The organism is Marinobacter sp. H13 (assembly GCF_059072335.1).
The window spans coordinates 1068318-1085127 of sequence record NZ_JCACRU010000001.1 but is presented as its reverse complement, the minus strand read 5'-3'; the positions used below and the strand labels follow the sequence as shown (position 1 = coordinate 1085127).

Annotated in this window: 20 protein-coding genes and 1 pseudogene; 8 read left to right on the top strand and 13 right to left on the bottom strand. The window is 55.5% G+C overall.

Annotated features, from left to right (window positions below):
* Positions 1–6 precede the first annotated feature (6 nt).
* Complete coding sequence (locus tag AC5JQH_RS05185; RefSeq protein ID WP_092033397.1) at positions 7–921, top strand: DUF4124 domain-containing protein; 915 nt, start codon at positions 7–9, stop codon at positions 919–921.
* On the opposite strand, the gene AC5JQH_RS05180 is transcribed toward AC5JQH_RS05185, so the two are convergent.
* Genes AC5JQH_RS05180 through AC5JQH_RS05160 form a run of 5 tightly spaced genes read right to left on the bottom strand, consistent with a single transcriptional unit; the run spans position 916 to position 4314 of the window.
* A complete protein-coding gene (locus AC5JQH_RS05180) occupies positions 916–1140 on the bottom strand; it encodes an MBL fold metallo-hydrolase (protein ID WP_493805352.1) in 225 nt (74 codons plus the stop codon). The two genes, AC5JQH_RS05185 and AC5JQH_RS05180, sit on opposite strands and share 6 nt — an antisense overlap.
* Positions 1104–1634, bottom strand: a complete 531-nt coding sequence (locus AC5JQH_RS05175) for an MBL fold metallo-hydrolase (protein WP_254775529.1) — start codon at positions 1632–1634, stop codon at positions 1104–1106. The genes AC5JQH_RS05180 and AC5JQH_RS05175 overlap by 37 nt, the downstream gene beginning before the upstream one ends.
* Positions 1624–2223 (bottom strand): NUDIX hydrolase, encoded by a 600-nt coding sequence (locus AC5JQH_RS05170; protein ID WP_008172470.1) that lies wholly within the window; start codon positions 2221–2223, stop codon positions 1624–1626. Before AC5JQH_RS05170 ends, AC5JQH_RS05175 begins: the two co-directional genes overlap by 11 nt.
* Positions 2220–2489, bottom strand: coding sequence for a hypothetical protein (locus AC5JQH_RS05165; RefSeq protein ID WP_493805351.1), 270 nt, complete (start codon positions 2487–2489; stop codon positions 2220–2222). The genes AC5JQH_RS05170 and AC5JQH_RS05165 overlap by 4 nt, the downstream gene beginning before the upstream one ends.
* Positions 2490–2505: 16 nt before the next feature.
* Entirely contained in the window at positions 2506–4314 is a 1809-nt protein-coding gene (locus AC5JQH_RS05160) for a Na/Pi cotransporter family protein (protein WP_493805350.1), read from the bottom strand.
* Between the two features lie 202 nt (positions 4315–4516).
* Here AC5JQH_RS05160 and AC5JQH_RS05155 point away from each other — a divergent pair, with 202 nt between their 5' ends.
* Together AC5JQH_RS05155 and AC5JQH_RS05150 are read left to right on the top strand one after the other, a co-directional pair.
* Positions 4517–4981 (top strand): AtaL-like protein, encoded by a 465-nt coding sequence (locus tag AC5JQH_RS05155; RefSeq protein WP_493805349.1) that lies wholly within the window; start codon positions 4517–4519, stop codon positions 4979–4981.
* Positions 4982–5047: 66 nt separating this feature from the next.
* Positions 5048–5482: an SRPBCC family protein gene (locus tag AC5JQH_RS05150; protein ID WP_062781386.1), complete on the top strand. Its 435-nt coding sequence runs from the start codon at positions 5048–5050 to the stop codon at positions 5480–5482.
* Positions 5483–5505: 23 nt separating this feature from the next.
* On the opposite strand, the gene AC5JQH_RS05145 is transcribed toward AC5JQH_RS05150, so the two are convergent.
* Entirely contained in the window at positions 5506–5709 is a 204-nt protein-coding gene (locus AC5JQH_RS05145) for a hypothetical protein (protein WP_008172460.1), read from the bottom strand.
* A gap of 72 nt (positions 5710–5781) precedes the next feature.
* On the opposite strand from AC5JQH_RS05145, the gene AC5JQH_RS05140 reads away from it, so the two are divergent.
* Positions 5782–6111, top strand: coding sequence for a rhodanese-like domain-containing protein (locus AC5JQH_RS05140; RefSeq protein ID WP_008172458.1), 330 nt, complete (start codon positions 5782–5784; stop codon positions 6109–6111).
* An 80-nt stretch (positions 6112–6191) separates the two neighbouring features.
* Positions 6192–6350 (top strand): PFL_1563 family small protein, encoded by a 159-nt coding sequence (locus tag AC5JQH_RS05135; RefSeq protein ID WP_008172456.1) that lies wholly within the window; start codon positions 6192–6194, stop codon positions 6348–6350.
* Positions 6351–6358: 8 nt separating this feature from the next.
* Here AC5JQH_RS05135 and AC5JQH_RS05130 read toward each other — a convergent pair whose 3' ends face one another.
* Positions 6359–6532, bottom strand: coding sequence for a hypothetical protein (locus AC5JQH_RS05130; protein ID WP_008172455.1), 174 nt, complete (start codon positions 6530–6532; stop codon positions 6359–6361).
* A 176-nt stretch (positions 6533–6708) separates the two neighbouring features.
* Here AC5JQH_RS05130 and AC5JQH_RS05125 point away from each other — a divergent pair, with 176 nt between their 5' ends.
* Complete coding sequence (locus AC5JQH_RS05125) at positions 6709–7848, top strand: mechanosensitive ion channel family protein (RefSeq protein ID WP_008172454.1); 1140 nt, start codon at positions 6709–6711, stop codon at positions 7846–7848.
* A 225-nt stretch (positions 7849–8073) separates the two neighbouring features.
* The gene (locus tag AC5JQH_RS05120) at positions 8074–9381 is read left to right on the top strand and encodes an ATP-grasp domain-containing protein (protein ID WP_493805348.1); all 1308 of its coding nucleotides are present in this window, start codon (positions 8074–8076) and stop codon (positions 9379–9381) included.
* Positions 9382–9441: 60 nt separating this feature from the next.
* On the opposite strand, the gene AC5JQH_RS05115 is transcribed toward AC5JQH_RS05120, so the two are convergent.
* The 5 genes from AC5JQH_RS05115 to AC5JQH_RS05095 form a co-directional block, all read right to left on the bottom strand.
* A complete protein-coding gene (locus tag AC5JQH_RS05115; protein ID WP_493805347.1) occupies positions 9442–10173 on the bottom strand; it encodes an SDR family oxidoreductase in 732 nt (243 codons plus the stop codon).
* Positions 10174–10195: 22 nt separating this feature from the next.
* Positions 10196–11809, bottom strand: a complete 1614-nt coding sequence (locus AC5JQH_RS05110; RefSeq protein WP_493805346.1) for a GMC family oxidoreductase — start codon at positions 11807–11809, stop codon at positions 10196–10198.
* Between the two features lie 253 nt (positions 11810–12062).
* On the bottom strand, positions 12063–12440 hold the full coding sequence (locus AC5JQH_RS05105) for a cupin domain-containing protein (RefSeq protein WP_008172447.1): 378 nt from the start codon (positions 12438–12440) through the stop codon (positions 12063–12065).
* A 66-nt stretch (positions 12441–12506) separates the two neighbouring features.
* Entirely contained in the window at positions 12507–13175 is a 669-nt protein-coding gene (locus AC5JQH_RS05100; RefSeq protein WP_008172445.1) for a glutathione S-transferase family protein, read from the bottom strand.
* A gap of 90 nt (positions 13176–13265) precedes the next feature.
* On the bottom strand, positions 13266–14159 hold the full coding sequence (locus tag AC5JQH_RS05095) for a patatin-like phospholipase family protein (RefSeq protein ID WP_008172443.1): 894 nt from the start codon (positions 14157–14159) through the stop codon (positions 13266–13268).
* A 154-nt stretch (positions 14160–14313) separates the two neighbouring features.
* Here AC5JQH_RS05095 and AC5JQH_RS05090 point away from each other — a divergent pair.
* Positions 14314–15644, top strand: a pseudogene (locus AC5JQH_RS05090) (BCCT family transporter).
* A gap of 71 nt (positions 15645–15715) precedes the next feature.
* Here AC5JQH_RS05090 and ltaE read toward each other — a convergent pair.
* Complete coding sequence (gene ltaE / locus AC5JQH_RS05085; RefSeq protein WP_008172440.1) at positions 15716–16726, bottom strand: low-specificity L-threonine aldolase; 1011 nt, start codon at positions 16724–16726, stop codon at positions 15716–15718.
* Positions 16727–16810 lie beyond the last annotated feature (84 nt).

Sequence of the window (16810 nt, the reverse complement as noted above, 5' to 3'; positions counted from 1 at the left end):
TATCCAGTGGTGGTTTTAACGCTGTTTATGATGGCTGCGTGCCCGGTTTCTGCAAAGATCTATAAATGGGTGGATGAAAACGGCCAGGTGCATTTCGGCGATCGGCAGGATCACCGGGTCGCGCAGGAAGTGGTCAATGTTAAGCCAGGTGCCTCTGAATGGTCGCGTTTTGAGATCGATATCAGAACTGTTGATGTTGAGCTGAGTGAAGCGGAACACCAGCAGATCGTTGAAGGCGTAAACAACGTCTATGAGTTCTTCGACCGGGTGATGTCTTTTGATATGCACCGGACGGTGCCGGTCAATATTCTGATTCTCAAAGACAGCGCGGCATACCGTAACTACCTCGTCCGTCGGAACAGGGGGATGGCTGTTGCCTCTTATGGGCTTTACATACCTTCCGAACACCAGATCGTCGTCTATGTTCGTAAAAACAGAAATCTCACCTTCAAAACCATCAAGCACGAAGTGAGTCATGCGGTTGTCGATACCATCGTTCCCTATGCGCCAGCCTGGCTGAACGAAGGGTTGGCAGAGCAGATGGAGACCATTGAGCGCGATGAATCCGGCTTGTATTTTGAGCGCCACCGTGAAAATCAGTGGGTGGTTGATCAGGCACTTGAACAGGGCCGTCTGGCGGGCATCGATCAGCTATTGAAGCTGCCAAGCAACAAGTGGCGACATTCTGATCTGTCGGGGCGCGGAAGCCTGCGGGCCCAGTCTGGCCAGTTCGTGTATTTCCTGATGTCCAAACCTACCCGAAGAAACTTTGTGGTGCGCCTGATGCACAACTTTAATCGGGGAGATCGCACCATCTCCTATTATCTGGTCAACGACAATTACATTGGTGGTGTAAGCATGCTGGCCCTCGACTGGCGGCGCTGGTTGCACGATCAGGGAGAGGGCGTCGTCAGGTTATAAGTTCGAAGCCGGCGACCAGACTTCCCCGTGCTGCATCACCCGAAAGTTCGTCTCGTTCAGCCCTTGTCGCTCCAGGGCGGCTCTTAGCCGTCGGGGCGGCTCGTCCATGGGCTCGTCGGTGAGCACGAACGTGCCCCAGTGCGTCGCCACCGACTGTCGGGAACCGATATCTTGATGAATGCTCACCGCCTCTTCCGGGGCCACGTGCACCGGCGCCATGAACCAGCGCGGGTCGTAGGCCCCAATGGGCAGCAGCGCAGGTTGTCTCCGAAGCGCCGGTGTAACTGGCGCACGGTTTTTTCATCAAGGTGGTCGTAGTGGTTGTGGGAAATCAGCACCAAATCAATCGGCGGCATGTCTGCTACCGTCAGGGCCGGCGGTGTATAACGCTTCGGCCCGACCAGTTGAAAGGGGCTGGCGCGTTCCGACAGTACCGGGTCGGTGAGCACGTTCAGACCACGATACTGGAACAGGAACGAGGCGTGACCCAGCCAGACCAGTTGTGGTTCTTCGGGCGGACTCATCAGGGAATGCGTATCTGGCCGCAGCAGCGTGAAGCGTTTTCCCTTCGGGAAGTTGCGGCCCGGGGCCAGTTGCCAGCGCATAAAATCGCCAATGCCATGTCGGGGGACTGGCTCCAGGTTGCGGTACCTGCCCCGATAGAAATGAGGTTCCGCAGCGAGAGCGGCAAGGCGATTACGGTCAACGGTCATGGATCGAACTCTCATTCTTGTCAGGGGCCAATGCCAGTAGCTCCTGCAACATGCTGTAGCTTAATCCCCAGATGCAGGCATCCTGGTAACGGCAACAGGGCATGTTGAGTGTGCCCAGGGGCGTGCGCCAGGAAAGTCGGCCCTGGTTCGCGTCTGCGCCGAGGTAGTCCATCGGCACCCAGACCGCTCGCTCGACTTCGTGATTCGTTGAGACCGACTTCGGTCCCCGCCACTCGAACACATAGGGGGTGACCACCATCGGGCGCCAGCGGCTGTGATGGCGGGTGACCAGGTCGGACAGCCGGGTGAGAAAACGGCCGTGGCGCCTCAGATCCATGCCGGTTTCTTCCAGTGTTTCCCGCTCGGCAGCGGCCCGTGCAGATGCATCTTCAGGTTGCAGGCGGCCGCCCGGGAAAGCCATGTCGCCAGACCAGGGGTCACCCTCCCGACGGGCCCGCTGGATAAAGAGCAGCTCCTTGCCACCGTTTTCTGTGCTTCGAAAGATAAGGGCGACGGACGCTCGGGCGAATCGGCGCCGAAACGGTATCTTGTGGGGGCGCAAATGGCTTAGCCAGGATTTCGAGGTCAAGAAAGACTATCCTCTTTCATAAGCTCCCTCAGTTTGGCAAGTTGCGCCTCAACAACTCGCAGGCGAACTTCTGTTTGAGCGGGTGTTTCCCCCGGGGCGCCGGAAGTCAGTCGGTCGCGGTATTTCTCCTGTTTCTCCACCAGCCGCTCTTCAAGACGCTTCAGTTCTTCAAGCGCCAGGGATTTACCTTTGTCATGGTCGCCCAGAATATCGTCAAGCTTCTCCACCAGATCCTTGAAACCCACTGTTCCGTCCCTCTGTTTCAAGCCTACTCGGAATTCATCATGGCATGACCTCTGCCCGCCCTGCGTCGCTCACCGACAGCTGCTCTGTGGTTCGAGCGGCTTCAACATCCATGGCAGTCAGGAGCTCGCGGGTTCCTGTCAGAATAGCATCGACGGTTTCGCTGGCGTAGGCAGAATCGTTTAGCAGGGATGTAGCCATGGCGGCATCAATCCGCTTTGCGCCCAGGAGTTTTGTGACACGCCCGACCATCGATTCCCGGTCTACTCGCGCACGCACAGCGATCTCGTCGAGCTCCAGTATCGCTGTGCTGGCATCCTCGAACCGGCCTTCGTAAAAACGATGGGTCTCACGCAATACCATCGCGACTCGTAGCCGAAGCTCGTTGTACTCTTTACGAATCGTGGCGTTATCCGACGCCATATAAATTGTGAGATTCTTGCGTAGGTGTTTGACATGCTTGATGGCTTCGACCATCTCCGAGGCCGCATGCTGAAGGCGGTAAAGCGATTCGGTGGAATTTGCCGGTGATTCCCGGGTCATTCGCGCGGAAATAAAGTCGAGAATGGCGTTGTACAGGCGTTTTACCCGCTGTCGGTAGATCAGGTCGATGTCGATATCGATGCGTTCCCGGGAATTGTTAATCATCGCTGCAAGGTCATCGGTCTGGCGAATATTCTCTCGGTGCAGGTGGAGACCATGGGCAAGGATAACGAAGGCTTGATCGAACAGGTGCCAGACCTCCCTGCGCACTGCCGCGATTGCACTATCGGGTGAGTCCATCGCAGCCTGATTCAGGTACCGCGGCTGTGCGGCGACCTCTTCCTCTCGCTCTGGCAGCCAGCGTTCGAGTGCTCGCGCCATTCTCGAGATCAATGGCAGCATGATGGCGACACCAAGGCAGTTGAACAGGGTGTGGAATAACGCGAGCTTGATCGTATAGTCATCGTCGGCGATCGACATGAGGGCTGACAGGGCATCCACTGACCAACGCAGGGGCTCGATCAGCACCAGGGCAATCACCGCCGTTACCGCGTTGAACAGGAGATGGGCGCCTGCCAGACGCTTGCCAGTGATATTTGCACCCAGACCACCGATCAGCGCGGTGACGGTTGTGCCAATATTCGCACCAATGGCCAGGGCCAGAGCGTTTTCATAGGTAATCTGCCCCGTGGCCAGACCGGCCAGAGTCAGCGCCAGCGTCGCATGGCTGGATTGCATCACGACGGTCGCCAGAATTCCGAGGCCTGTGTAGACAAGAAGTCCTGCGACACCGTCCATTGCATACTCGCGCAGATCGACAGCCGACTCGTAACTTTCGAATCCCGCCTTCATGAAATCGATACCGAGAAACAGAAACCCGAGCCCGGCGAGAATTGCACCGAAGGCTTTCCAGGCTCGTGGTTGCTGAAAATTCAGTACCACGCCAAAGACAAGCATCGGCAAGGCAAAGGCCGAAAGGCTCATTTTCATACCGATGGTGGCGAATAACCAGGCGCCGGTCGTGGTGCCAAGATTGGCGCCGAAGATAATGCCGATACCCGTGATCAGCGGAAGCAAGCCGGCGCTCAAAAACGAAATCGTGATCACCGATACCAGGGAACTGGACTGCATGATGGCGGTACTGACGATGCCAAAACCGAGGCTTTTCGGAATCGTATCGGTTGTACGACGCAGCACGCTCTCGAGAAAACCACCGGTAAACTGGCGAAACCCGTTCTCCAGCGAGAGCATGCCGAACAGAAAAATGGCAACGCCGGCGGCAATCTGTTTGAACTCTGGGCTCACCCATAGCGCAAGGGCGAGGATTCCGAGGATCAGAGCAAGAAAGAGTTGGCGATAGTTCACTGGGATTCAACGTCCCCTTTTATGAATTATTTGACTATCAGGTTGCACTGGAACCATTCCAGTGATCATCCTTTTGAATTGTAGGCTGTTAACTTTTTAAACGCGTACCCAAACCGTGAATCGAACTTTAATAACCCGGCATTCATCGCAAAAAGGCGAGCGATTGAAACCGTGCCTTGCGATGCGCACGACAGGAGGCCAGATGACGTTCGAGCATATCGTTCAGATAAACGACCTGACCAAGCCAGAGCTACCGGTTCTGACCCGATTCCAGGTGTGGGAGGGGCTGGTGCTCAGGGCCCGGCGCCCGGACAAGTTCCTCGTTGGTGTCGATGATTACGAGATTCTGGATCAGGGTCCCGCTTACCTGAAGCGTAGCCTCCAGCTGCCGGGACTGCATGTGGTCGATGAAGTCACTTTCTGGCACGAGGCGAGGATAGAGTACCGGACTCAGCCAACGGCCAACCTCCCGGCCGCAACACTTGTCATGGATATCGAAGAGCCCGAGCCGGCATCACTGTTTGTCCGTTTCCGGTATGAAACAGCGAGCATCGAGAACCGCGGTGATTCGATGCCCTATGACCAGTATCTTGAACAGGCCTATTTGGCCACAGACATTGAGACGATTCAGATCATTCGGCAGTTGGCCGAGACAGGGGTATTCTGACAAATCCCACTCGTTTGATGGAGTGGGAGCGTATCCTGTCCGTGAGCCCACAGTTGAGGAGTAGCCATGTTTCGCATTCATGTCGAACGAGTTCTCGAGAAGGATATCGAGTCAGTCTTTGAAGCCATCTCCGACCATGCCCGCTATTCCCGGTTTCCAGGGGTCAGCAAGTCTTTACTGATTGAAGAGGGTAGAGACGAGAAAAATGGCACTGGCGCCCTGAGAATTATCGGAGCGGGCCGGCTTGAACTCACTGAGCGTATTACCCGGTTCGAGAGGCCAAACCGAATGCACTATCAAATTGAAAAATCGAGCCCGTTCGCCGTTCAGCACACGAAGGGAGAGATTGTTTTAAAGCCAGAAGGCGAACAGACCCGGGTTACCTGGGTTTCTGAAGGGCATGTGCAAGTGCCGCTGCTGGGTGGGGTAATGGACCGATTGGCTGAGCGCAGCTTTTCGAGGGCTTTCAATTCTCTGCTCAAGTCTATTGAGCGCCTCTAGAGCTTGAGCTGAGCCAACACTATTCATAACTCGACAAACCGTGGCACAACCATGAGCCCCACACCCACTGCCAGCATCTCCCAGGCGCTGCTGGCCAGGTAGGGATACAGGATCATGGCAATGCCGCAGTATCGGGTGACGATGTTTTTCCTGCGCCGGCCATACATGAAATAGGCGAAACCGATGCAGCCAAACAGCAGCGACAGGAAGATGTCAGCGGTTTCCATGCGGTGAACTCCTCCGGTAAGTTTACCCGTATAGACTAATTGTAGAGACTCTAAATAGGGAGCAAGTTGGTTATGAGAGTGTCTTTTTCAGTGAAAGCGGTGCTAATCCTGCTATCACTTGCGCTGGCACCGATAGTAGCGCACGCGAAGCCCGTGTGGATCGATGTCCGCACAGAGGCGGAACATCGGCAAAGCCACATAGATGGAGACCCGCTGATTCCGCATGACCAGATCGTTGCGGAGGTTACCGAGAGGTTCCCGGATAAAGACACCGAGATTAATCTTTATTGCCGCAGTGGCAACAGGGCAGGTAAAGCAAAATCGGCTCTGGAGCGTGCCGGTTATACAAATGTTGAGAACAAGGGGAGCCTGGCTGAGGCGCGTGAAGCGCGTAGTCTATAGGGAGCGAACAATTTTTAGCCGCTTCAGGTATAATGGAAGGCTTACGATATTAATTAAGCCATCCCGACCTGGATATCACTATGAGCAAGAAACCCGAGAAAGTAACCCTGACTTCTGCTGCCATTGAAGAACAGACAGCCGCGTTTTTGAAAGCGGGCGGATCTGTGGAATACGTCGGCAAGGGCAAAAGCGGACAAGTATCCCCCACGGGTTCAAAGCAGATCAGCCTGAAAAAGTAACGCCCATCTCAGTGACGAGGATTGCTCTGATCGGGGGAGGACTCGTCATCTGAGGCGTTGTCATTCGATGTGAGGTAGTAGTCTTTCTCATCGAATGTTTTCACATCAGGATCTTCAATATAGTTTTTGCGTTTGCCCCGATACAGCCAGACGGCGATGATCGCGACAATTACTGCGAGCACAATTCATTTCATCGTTATCTCCTCCACAAGGTCGTCGTTCTTATATTGAGCACCTTGCAGAGTGACCAGTCAATGTAACTTGCACATACGCTTCAAAGAGGCTCGGATCGGCATTTGAGCAAAATGCCATTCGCGCCTTTACTTGATGTACGGACAGCAAAGGTGTCGTGCAGATCATGATGGAATCATTCGGTGCAGATTTGATTGAGCAGCTCCGTCGAAATCTTGGCGATGCCTTTCAGGCAGTGTCAGGCGAGAATCTCGACTGGGGGGCGTTGCTGGTACAGGTACTTGGCCAGCTGCTGGTCTCTGTAATCTACCTTGGCGTCTTCCTGGGCGTTTATCTGATTCTGATCGCTGCCATCAGGCTGGGTCTTGGTGAGCGGCGAACCAAAACCCCTCTTTACATCCAGATGCGCAGCGGCCTGCGCTATCTGGCCGGGTTGGGTGCGCTGATAGTTATTCTTGCGCAATTCGGGGTTTCTCCTGAGGTTCTCAAGGCGATGGCGAGGGCAGGTTTCATGGTCCTCGGTTTCTACGTGGTCTGGGTAGTTTTCCGGCGTCTGATCAAGGAAGGCACTTCACGCTATCGAATGGATCCTTCCATCCGGCAACTGGTCGAGAATCTGTTTGCGGTTATCGCCGCAACCCTTGCGGTGGTGACGGTGCTTGCCCAGTTCGGTTTCGATGTGGTGTCGATTATCGCCGGTCTGGGCATCGTCGGTATTGCCGTTGGTTTTGCAGCGCAATCCACTCTCTCCAATTTCATTGCGGGAATCACCCTGCTCATTGAAAGGCCTTTTCGAATCGGTGATTGGGTCACCATCAACGGACAGGAAGGCAAAGTGGTGAAGATTGCCTTGCGAACCACCTGGCTGCGAACCCGGGATAATATCTTCACGATGATTCCAAACGACAGTGTTGCCTCCACGGATATCATCAATTACAGCGCAGAGGGCGTGACACGCCTGAATATTCCCGTGGGGATTGCTTACAAGGAATCTGCGAAGGCGGCGAGGGAAGTGCTGATGCCGGTTTTGCTGGCACATCCCGAAGTTTTGCAGGGCGCTGGCATGGAGCCCCGTGTTTTGCTCAAAAGCCTCGGTGATTCGTCAGTGAACCTCGAAGTCAAAGTGTGGATAACGCCGGATAACCTGGATGTTCGGCCCAGAATCATGGCCGATATTCTCGAGCAGATGAAAGAAGCCCTGGATGCCGCCGGTATAGAGATTCCCTTCCCGCATCTGCAGCTGTTCATTGACGATGCAAAAGGATTGAAGCCGGTTCTCGAACCTTTCTACAGGCTACGGGGATAAAACGGAAAATCCTTGCAGGCAGCCCTTCGGATGCTTGCATCTTGTGACTCCTGATCCTTTCGCAATCGTCTTGATAGTGGAGGGACAGGCTCGCTTCCTGGCCTGTAAGGGTCTAAATTGTTGTGTATGGAAACTAATTTCCGCGTCTGGCTGGGACACTCTGGTCTGACGCATCGGGTTGTTGCCAATGCCCTTTGCGTTATTTCGAATATAAAGGGGTAACTTATGGCGATCACACCGAAATCCAAAATGTCGCAGGAAGTGCTGGCCTGGCGCGATCCCTCCATGGACTCGGTTCTGGGAACGGAAACACCCAAGGACCCAAACAAGGGCTATATTGCTCTTCTTGGCTGGAGTATTAATGCGATCAAGGCGGCTCAGAAGTTCGATCGCCGCTATATCGTGGTTGCCCCGGATTGGGCTGCCGATTTTTGCACGGCCAACAATATTCCCTTCATCCCCTGGGATTTTGTTCGCCTGAACGATCGGTCAATGGAAATCGCTGAAAAGCTGAAAGCCGAAGGGGTGGATGTCGCAATCCCATTGTTCGAGGAAACGGTGGAATGGTCAGGCGCGATCAACTCTGTTCTGTTGAATGATCCGCGTATGTACGGCCAATCCATTTTGTTCCGGGACAAGGCGCTGATGAAACGTCGGGCCCAGCTTGGTGGTATTCGCGTCGGGATTTTCGAAGAAGCCCACGAAAAAGATGACATCATTCGCTTCATGAAGCGGGTTAACCAGACTCTGCTTAAACTGGATGGTGACCCGGACGATCCGATTCACGTGAAGGCCTTCGATAAAGCCGGCTGCCTGGGTCACCGCATGATCCGCACGCTGGAAGAAATCGATACGATTCCGGACGAGGAATACCCCCTGCTCATGGAAAGTCACCTGAGTGGCTGGGAATTCGCTGTTGAGGCCTGGATCCACGATGGCAAAATCAGGTTTCTGAATATCTCAGAGTACGTCACCCTGGGTTACTCGGTGTTTGTTCCTGCCACGAAGGAACTTGAAAGCTGGCGCGAAGCAATCACCAAGCAGATCGAATTGCTGGTCAAAACATTTGATATTCAGTTCGGTCTGATCCATCCGGAGTACTTCGTAACCAGCGACGGCACCATGTACTTTGGCGAAGTTGCGTACCGCCCACCCGGGTTCAAGGCCTTCGAATTGATTGAACGCGCGTATGGATTCAATGCCTACCAGGCTTCCATGCTGGTGTTTGATCCCAAGAGCACCAAGGAAGAGGTCGATGCCTTCTTCCCCCGCGAAGTGGTCGATGCCAAAGGTTATGCCGGTTGCTTCGGTGTTTATCCGAGACGCCGAGTAGTGAGCAAGCTGGAAATGCCCAAAGAGTGCATTGAGCATCCTTACTTTGAGTCGCACGAGTTGGTGGCCCCTGCCGAGGAAACAGTTCCGGACCGATCCGCTTTTGGTACTCACTGGGGGCTTGTGTTCTTCTTCGGTGACGACCCGATCAAGATGCGGGATCTTCTGAAATCCCAGGAGGAGCTGGACTTCTACGTCTAGGAACGACAGGAGCCGGCTGATACCCGGCTCCTGATAGTCCGACACAGCTTCTCCGGGGCGTTACCAGTTCTCTGAGAAAGGCCGCGCATCGAGCTCGAAAGTCCAGGCTGAGCGTGGCTGGTTGTGTAGCTGCCAATAGATTTCCGCGAGTTCGTCGGGCTCGATAATGCCGTCCTCGCCCTTGCTCGCATAGAGGTCCGGCAAAAATTCTGCCGTGGCTTCATTGCGGATGAGGCCATCCACCACCACGTGAGCGACGTGTATCCCTTGCGGGCCCAATTCCCTTGCCATGCTTTGCGCCAGGGCGCGCAGCGCATGCTTGCCGCCGGCAAAGGCCGCAAAGCCGCGTCCGCCGCGGAGGCTCGCGGAGGCGCCGGTAAAGAGGAGAGTGCCTTCATTGCGTTGCAGCATTTTCTTTGCGACCTCGCGCCCGACCAGAAACCCGGCCAGTGCGCACATCTCCCAGACTTTCCGGTAGACCCGGGTGCTGGTCTCGCAGATATCGAATCGAACGTTTCCGCCCACGTTGAAGACGGCTACCCGTATTGGGCCATGCTCTGACTCAACGCGTTCAACCAGCTCAATGACCTGGTCCTCGTCCCTTGCATCGGAATGGATGGCTGTCGTGCTCGAGCCGAGAGCCTGAATTTCCGAGCTGAGAAGATCAAGATCTCCGCGCCGGCGGGTGACCACAAGGTGGAAGCCTTCCTTTGCAAAGCGCCGGGCGATGGCAGAGCCGAGGTGGTCTCCGGCCCCGATGATTAGAGCAACTGGTTTGTCTTTTGTTGTCATTTTGCCACCTTTAGTGAGGCCTTTATCCGCTGGTTCGAATCGTATCGGCGATCTTTTCAGCAATCATGATCGTCGGGGCGTTGGTGTTACCACCAATCAAAGTCGGCATAACCGAAGCGTCGACCACCCGCAAACCCTCAAGTCCGTGAACCTTGAGGCTGGAGTCAACCACGGCCAGATCATCTATGCCCATCTTGCAGGTGCCTACCGGGTGATAGATCGTATCCGCACGGGCGCGAATGTGGCGTTCCCATTCCTCATCGCTCATGCCGTCGTGAACGCCGAACATTTCGGATTGTCGGTACGGGGAGAGTGCAGGCCCTTCGAGAATCTCCCGGGTGATTTTTGCGCCTTTGATAGTCAGATTCAGGTCGTCTGGATCGGACAGATAGTTGGGGTCGATGCCGGGATCGGTCATTGGGTCGGCGCTGAGCAGAAAAACACGCCCTCGGGATTTCGGCCGCAGGTTGCAGACTTGGCAACTGAAGCCGTGTCCCCAATGCAGTTTACGGGCGTGATCCTCCACGATGGAGACGACGAAGTGCAGCTGCAGGTCTGGCTTGTCCTGCTCCGGGTCAGACTTCAGGAATGCCGCCCCCTCTGCAAAGGGCGAGGCAATCATACCCGTCCCATCCGTTCGCCATTGGAGGGAATGGCGAAGCATGTTTTTCATGCCCGTTAAACTGAAGCCAAAGTTATCGGTATCCCCGGACTTGTAGGCCAGAATGAAATCCAGATGATCCTGCAGATTTCGGCCGACACCCGGCAGTTCGTGAATCATGGGAATACCGTGCGGGAGGATGTCTTCAGGGTTTCCCACTCCGGATAGCTGTAGTAACTGCGGTGAACCGAAGGCACCGGCGGATAGGATGACTTCGCGGTTTGCTGAGGCCGTGAGCGATCGGCCCTTGAGTCGATACTCAACGCCGGAAGCACGTTTTCCGTTAAAAAGAATTCGGGTCGCACGGGCACCGGTCACAACCTTTAGGTTGTTGCGCTGTTCCATGATCGGATACAAATACGCCGCAGCGGTGGAGCAGCGTTCACCATTGCGTTCGGTGTCATGAAACTGGGTAACTTCATAGAGGCCAACGCCCTCGTTGTCGCCGGTATTGAAATCGTCGCTTGCGGGATAGCCGTGCTCTTTAGCCGCATCGATAAAGGCTTCGGAAATGGGCCTTGGTGATCGCTGTTTGCAAACATGCAGTGGGCCATCGGCCCCGTGGTATTCGCTGGCTCCACCTTCATGGCATTCCGCTTTGCGGAAGTAGGGCAAAACATCGTCCCATCCCCATCCGTCGCAACCCAGCTCGGCCCATCCATCATAATCCGCGCTGTGTCCACGCACATAAAGCATTGCGTTGATCAGGCTGGAACCACCCAGCCCACGGCCTCTGGGCTGGAATCCTCGACGCCCGGCCAGCTCGGGCTGCTGCTCTGTATTGAGCGCCCAGTTATTGATCTTGCCATGGCCGGGCATGATCGCGACCACACCAGCTGGCGCGCGGGTCAACAAGTGATCGCCCTTGCCGCCTGCCTCCAGGAGACAGACGCTGACATCAGGGTCCTCACTCAATCGCGCCGCCATCACGGCGCCAGCCGATCCGCCACCTACAATGATGTAATCAAAAATCATACGGTCCCCGGTTCCTGTTTTTGTTTTGGGTGTACGCTTTCCTGAGCCAGAAAAGGCAGCAGTCAACGAGATGCAGGATCAAGGTTAGACCGTGGCCTGGCCGAGCGCCTCTTGGCAGATGGACAGACTGCTAAGAGCGTAGGATGCCGAACTGATCGTGATTCCCGGTGCCGGGCATGCTGCAAATCTTTCGCACCCGGATCCGGTTAATCAGGCATTGGATAATTTCTTGGAGCGACTGTAGGCCGCGGATTCATTCCGCGGCATCCGCTTCCTGCTTGGTTTCATGCTCGGTTCCCGGGGCGTGCTCTGGTGGGCAGTAGGTTGTGTAAAGCTTGAGCATGCCGTTTCCGGTGTTACGGAAGTTGTGAAAGGTACCCGAGGGCACGATGCTGACGTCGCCCGCCTTTACAGGTACCTTCGTTTCGCCGATCGTCGCTTCCCCCTCGCCCGAGACGAAATAAAGCAGTTGATCATGTCCCTCGTGAACTTCGCCGCCAATCTCGCCGCCTTCGGGAATGGCCATCAGAACGAGTTGCGTATGATCTCCGGTCCATAATACCTGCCGGAACTCTTCGTTGCTTTTCGCCATTTCCACAACGGGTAGCGTGGTTCTGCGAACTTCTTTCATTCCAGTATCTCCATCCGTGAATTCAGTATTTGATACTCCTTTTAGCCGCAATCAGATCGCCGGTCTTCAGGCGAAGTCGTAATCACCGCCTTTCTCGAGCGCCCTCTGATAAGCCGGTCGGGCGTGAACGCGTTTGACCCATCCGCTGATGTGAGGCCGGTTCCTGCCGACGATGCCCCTGGCTACGGAAGCCTCAAGCGGGAAGCTCATCTGGATGTCCGCCGCGCTCAGTTTGTCCCCCAGGAACCAGGTGTTCTTCGCCAGATGGCTTTCCACGAAATCCAGGTGGGTCTTGATCATCGGGCCTATAAACATCTCGTTGGTTTTGTCCGAAATGCCTTTGGCGACAGGTTTAACAAAGAACGGCATCGGGCTGGTTTTTACCTTTTCGAAGACAAGGCGCAACACCAGAGGCGGCATCAATGAGCCTTCGGCGTAGTGCAACCAGTAGGTGTAGTCGAGCCAGGCTTGCCCACCGCTCTCCGGGAGCATGGTGTCTTTGCCGTAGGTGTGCGCCAGGTATTCGATGATGGCACCGGATTCGGCCACCACCAGATCGCCGTCTGTGATCACCGGGGATTTTCCAAGCGGGTGCACCTTTTTCAGGCTTTCGGGGGCCAGCATGGTCTTGGGGTCTCGCTGGTAATGCTTGATCTCGTAGGGAACACCCAGTTCTTCCAGCATCCAGAGAACGCGCTGTGAGCGGGAATTGTTGAGGTGGTGAACTGTAATCATGCGCAAGCTCCGTTCGCATTGAAAAATGGTCGGGTGTGAAGAGTAGTCTGCAAAGAGCGTTTTGGTTCACCGCTGGCGGTGATTAAGTGGCTAATTACGATTGCGCACCGCAAAGCCGTGGCGCCTGAGCTCCTTCAGAATCTCGGGCACCTTGAAGGGCATCAACGTTCGGGTTGTTTTCAGAAGGCTGATGGCAACATGCATCCGTTTGTACCAGAGTACCTGGCGGATCTTCTTCTTCATCGGGTGATAGCCTTCCCGATAAAGCTCGTCAACGCGGTCGGCGTTATTGGTAAGGCTGTAGTCGCTCAGGTCCAGAGGTACCGATATGTCGGCATGCTTCAGTTGCTTGCGGGTGTTGAAATCGATGCCAATGTTGATGGCGTTGGAAATGACATCGAAGGTGTTGTCCGGCTTCGGATAACGGCTGACATGGCTGAGATCAACGGCCACCGTAATACCAGCCCCCATTTTGGCCAATGGCGAAATGGGGACGTTTTCCACCAGCCCCCCGTCCACCAGAATCCGCCCATCGATTTCAACAGGTACAAACAGGCCGGGAACCGCCATTGAGGCGCACACGACATCCGCCAGATTGCCTTCCCGGAAGATCAGCTGTTCACCGGTTTCGATATCCGTGGCACAGATGGCCAGCGGAATCTCGGCGTCCTCGATCCGGACATCGCCCAGATCGCGGTGAATCATCTCCCGAATGGCGTTGGTGCTGAACAGCCCTCCGCGCTCAAAGGTAAAGTTGATGATTTTGGAGAGGTTCAGCGTTGAGCAAATGCTGAGGATGGATTCCGCCGGGCGGCCGAAAGCGTAATAGCTCGCGATAAGCGCGCCGGCGCTCGTGCCCGAAATGCAATGAATCTTGATTTGCTCTTCTTCAAACGCTTTCAGCACACCAATGTGCGCAATGCCTTTGGCAGCGCCGCCTCCCAGAGCCAGACCGATGCGGGTGTTAAAGGGGTTGAGTTTCATCAGCGGGAACCTTCAGGCGTTGCGAGGATTCGTAGCGCCCAAGTCTAACAGAGTTGGAAATTTTAATTCTTAGAGTTCAAAATATTGGGGTGGCACTTAGAGAGGTAAATTTTCCAACCGACTGCCGGGTTATGCAGTCATAGGAGTCCTCACATTGGGTGACGTCATTTCAGACGATTATCAGACCGACTACGTAGCCGGTCAGGATAATATCGAGAAGTTCGGCTTCGATATCCACAACATCGTATTTCCGTTAACCGCAATCCTGATTGTTGCCTTCGTTGTCGGAACACTTATTTTCCCCGCAGGTGCAAAGGAGTTGCTCGATAGCGCCAAGAATGGTGCGATCGCTGTGTTCGACTGGGGCTTTCTTCTCAGCGCAAACCTGTTTGTTGTTTTCTGTCTGGCCCTTATTTTCATGCCGGTGGGCAAAATTAGGATTGGCGGGCTTGATGCCAAGCCAGAGTTCTCTCTGCTGTCCTGGTTTGCCATGTTGTTCGCAGCTGGTATGGGTACCGGGCTTATGTTCTGGTCGGTTGCCGAGCCTGTGGCCTATTACACCGACTGGTATGGAACGCCCCTCGGTGTTGAGCCAAACACTGCTGAGGGTGCCCGCATTGCGATGGGCGCAACCATGTACCACTGGGGTCTGCATCCCTGGGCAATCTACTCGATTGTCGGGCTCTCGCTGTCGTTTTTTGCCTTTAATAAAGGCCTGCCGCTAACCATTCGTTCCGCTTTTTTCCAATTCTGGGAGACAAGGTGTGGGGGTGGCCCGGCAATGTTATCGACACTGTGTCGGTACTGGCGACCATCTTTGGTCTTGCAACCTCGCTCGGGTTTGGCGCCCAGCAAGCGGCATCCGGTATTTCCTACCTGTTTGATATTGAGGGAGGCCTGAATATTCAGGTCGGCGTGATCGCCGGCGTTACGGCTGTTGCTACCCTCTCCGTGATTCGGGGGATCCATGGTGGTGTCCGGATTCTCAGTAACGCGAACATGATCATGGCCGGGCTGCTGCTTCTGTTTGTAATATTTGCCGGCCCCACACTTGCCGTGTTCCAGTGGCTCTGGGATACGTCGGTCTCCTACGCGTCCAATATGTTCTCGCTCAGTAATCCCTTTGGCCGCGAGGAAGACACCACCTGGTTCCATGGTTGGACGGTCTTCTACTGGGCCTGGTGGATTTCCTGGTCACCGTTCGTAGGTATGTTTATCGCGCGGGTCTCCCATGGTCGCACGGTGCGTGAGTTCGTCACGGCGGTTCTGATCATCCCGACCATCATTACTCTGTTCTGGATGAGCGCATTCGGAGGCGGGGTGCTTCTGTTCGTTGGCGGTGAACAAGCCCTCAACGCTCTGCAAGCTGGCGCCCTGAGTGTCGGGCTGCCGTTTACGCTGGTGCTGTTGGTGATGACCTACAGCCTGTTCAAAGGCCTTCATCATGAACGCCGCTTGCTGATTGCCGAAGGCAAGATGGTGTAACCCCAGGCTGATATCAGGTGACGCTGGAAGGGCCCCCCATTGAGGGGCCTTTTTTGAGCGAGAGTATCCGGTCAGGACGGGTAGAATTGCCGGATGGCCGTCAGCAGCATGTCGACATCCTCACGGCTGACATCCTGGTGGGTCACAAAGCGGATCGGGTCGCCGGCCGTAATCAGGATGCCCTGTTCGGCCAGGTAGTCTTTCAGCTGTGACGCCCCGCCTGCCTTGCACCTTGCGTAAACGATGTTGGTCTGGGTACTGGCCGGGTTGACCTCAAGTTCGGGAATCTTTGCCAGGCCGTTGCTCAGGTATTCGGCGTTTTCATGGTCCTCGAGCAGTCGAAGCGGCCCCCTTTCGAGCGCGATACGTCCCGCGGCGGCCAGAATGCCGGCCTGGCGCATGCCGCCCCCCACCATTTTGCGCAGCCGGGTGGCCCGCTTGATGAATGATTCCGACCCCAGCAGCAGCGATCCAACCGGTGCGCCCAGGCCTTTGGACAGACACACGCTGACGGAATCGTAGTGCCGGGTTATTTCGGTGACATCGCAGTTTGATTTTACGGCGGCATTGAAGACACGGGCGCCGTCCAGGTGCAGAAGAAGCCCGTGTTCGTCGCAGAACGCACGGGCCTGCGCCTGGTACTCAAGGGGCAGTACTTTGCCTCCGATGGTGTTCTCAAGGGAGAGCAGACGGGTGACGGCAAAATGAAAATCGTCCGCCTTGATCGCGGCCCGGGCTTTTTCCAGATCAATGCTCCCGTCCGGCTCGTTCTCGATCGGTTGGGGCTGGACACTGCCCAGCACCGCGGCGCCTCCGCCCTCATACTTGTAATTGTGAGCGGACTGGCCACAGAGATACTCATCGCCACGGCCACAATGACTCATGATGGCAAGCAGGTTGGCCTGGGTGCCTGTGGCAGTAAAAAGGGCCGCTTCGAAGCCGAGCCTCTGGGCGGCGTAGGCCTGCAGGCTGTTAACCGTAGGGTCGTCGCCATAGACATCGTCTCCCACCTCGGCGCTGGCCATGGCTTCGCGCATCTCGGGGGTGGGGCGGGTCACAGTATCGCTGCGGAAATCAATCATTGTTCCTGGCGCCTTTTTCTTTCCTCGGATGCCTGCATTCTACAGTGCAGCAGGAATCATGGAATTCCCACCCTTTGCATTATT

Excerpts from the sequence above, each read along its gene's own strand:
- AC5JQH_RS05180 (WP_493805352.1), bottom strand. The coding sequence starts at position 1,140 with ATGGCGCCGGTGCACGTGGCCCCGGAAGAGGCGGTGAGCATTCATCAA.
- AC5JQH_RS05135 (WP_008172456.1), top strand. The coding sequence starts at position 6,192 with ATGAGCAAGAAACCCGAGAAAGTAACCCTGACTTCTGCTGCCATTGAA.
- AC5JQH_RS05105 (WP_008172447.1), bottom strand. The coding sequence starts at position 12,440 with ATGAAAGAAGTTCGCAGAACCACGCTACCCGTTGTGGAAATGGCGAAA.
- AC5JQH_RS05095 (WP_008172443.1), bottom strand. The coding sequence starts at position 14,159 with ATGAAACTCAACCCCTTTAACACCCGCATCGGTCTGGCTCTGGGAGGC.
- AC5JQH_RS05140 (WP_008172458.1), top strand. The coding sequence starts at position 5,782 with ATGAGAGTGTCTTTTTCAGTGAAAGCGGTGCTAATCCTGCTATCACTT.
- AC5JQH_RS05120 (WP_493805348.1), top strand. The coding sequence starts at position 8,074 with ATGGCGATCACACCGAAATCCAAAATGTCGCAGGAAGTGCTGGCCTGG.
- AC5JQH_RS05175 (WP_254775529.1), bottom strand. The coding sequence starts at position 1,634 with ATGACCGTTGACCGTAATCGCCTTGCCGCTCTCGCTGCGGAACCTCAT.
- ltaE (WP_008172440.1), bottom strand. The coding sequence starts at position 16,726 with ATGATTGATTTCCGCAGCGATACTGTGACCCGCCCCACCCCCGAGATG.
- AC5JQH_RS05150 (WP_062781386.1), top strand. The coding sequence starts at position 5,048 with ATGTTTCGCATTCATGTCGAACGAGTTCTCGAGAAGGATATCGAGTCA.
- AC5JQH_RS05100 (WP_008172445.1), bottom strand. The coding sequence starts at position 13,175 with ATGATTACAGTTCACCACCTCAACAATTCCCGCTCACAGCGCGTTCTC.
- AC5JQH_RS05155 (WP_493805349.1), top strand. The coding sequence starts at position 4,517 with ATGACGTTCGAGCATATCGTTCAGATAAACGACCTGACCAAGCCAGAG.
- AC5JQH_RS05110 (WP_493805346.1), bottom strand. The coding sequence starts at position 11,809 with ATGATTTTTGATTACATCATTGTAGGTGGCGGATCGGCTGGCGCCGTG.
- AC5JQH_RS05125 (WP_008172454.1), top strand. The coding sequence starts at position 6,709 with ATGATGGAATCATTCGGTGCAGATTTGATTGAGCAGCTCCGTCGAAAT.
- AC5JQH_RS05115 (WP_493805347.1), bottom strand. The coding sequence starts at position 10,173 with ATGACAACAAAAGACAAACCAGTTGCTCTAATCATCGGGGCCGGAGAC.
- AC5JQH_RS05145 (WP_008172460.1), bottom strand. The coding sequence starts at position 5,709 with ATGGAAACCGCTGACATCTTCCTGTCGCTGCTGTTTGGCTGCATCGGT.